Annotated in this window: 1 protein-coding gene; it reads left to right on the forward strand. The window is 50.7% G+C overall.

Annotated elements, in window-relative coordinates:
* A partial coding sequence (locus NQZ67_RS29940) for an IS256 family transposase (RefSeq protein WP_257453162.1) occupies positions 1-890 on the forward strand: 890 nt, incomplete at both ends.

The following is an 890-nucleotide window of genomic DNA, read 5'->3' on the forward strand; positions in this document are numbered from 1 at the left end:
GGAACAATCCCGGATCTTCAGGTACCACGCGACCGCAAGGGCACGTTCCAGACGAGATTGTTCAAACCGTATCAACGCCGGGAAGGCTGGTTGGAAGAAGCGATCATTCACATGTACAAAGGCGGCATGAGCACGCGTGAGGTAGCTAAATTTATTGAGAGTATGTTCGGCAGCCAGTACTCGCCAACGACCATCAGCAACATCACCAAAACCGTCATGGAAGACATTCATGAATGGAGGACGCGCCAGCTCGAGCAGCGCTACTCTGTCATCTATCTTGATGGTCTATACGTCAAATTGAAACGTAACACGGTGAGCAGTGAAGTCGTGTATTTGATTATGGGAATTGACGAAAAGGGTTACCGTCAAATCCTAGGCTTCGACGTGGGTGGCCATGAGAGCTCTAACGGCTGGATAGAGGTGCTTAAGGATCTCAAAAACCGTGGCGCAACTGACGTCCTGCTAGGCGTCTTTGACGGATTGCCAGGGCTTGAAGAAGCGTTCCGCACCATCTACCCCAAAGCGGATGTGCAGCATTGTGTCGTGCACAAGGTTCGTGCGACGTTCCCCAAGATCCGTGTTGCAGACAAAACAGAATTCTTAAGTGATTTAAAGCAGGTGTACACGTCAGTCGACGGGGATGTGGCCCGGGCCGTATTCGACGCATTTAAAGCAACTTGGGGCAAGCGCTATCCCCGCGAGATTGCCTCCTGGGAAGGTCAGCTTTCGACGCTGCTTACCTTCTACGAGTATCCACCAATGGTACAATACGCAGTCTATACAACGAATTCGATTGAGCGCATGAACAAAGAATTACGCAAACGCCTCAAGCCCATGAATAGCCTGACAAACATTGAATCCGCCGAGAAGATCATCTACCTGCAAGCAAC

Source organism: Paenibacillus soyae, from assembly GCF_024623455.1.
Taxonomy (GTDB): Bacteria; Bacillota; Bacilli; order Paenibacillales; family Paenibacillaceae; genus Pristimantibacillus; species Pristimantibacillus soyae.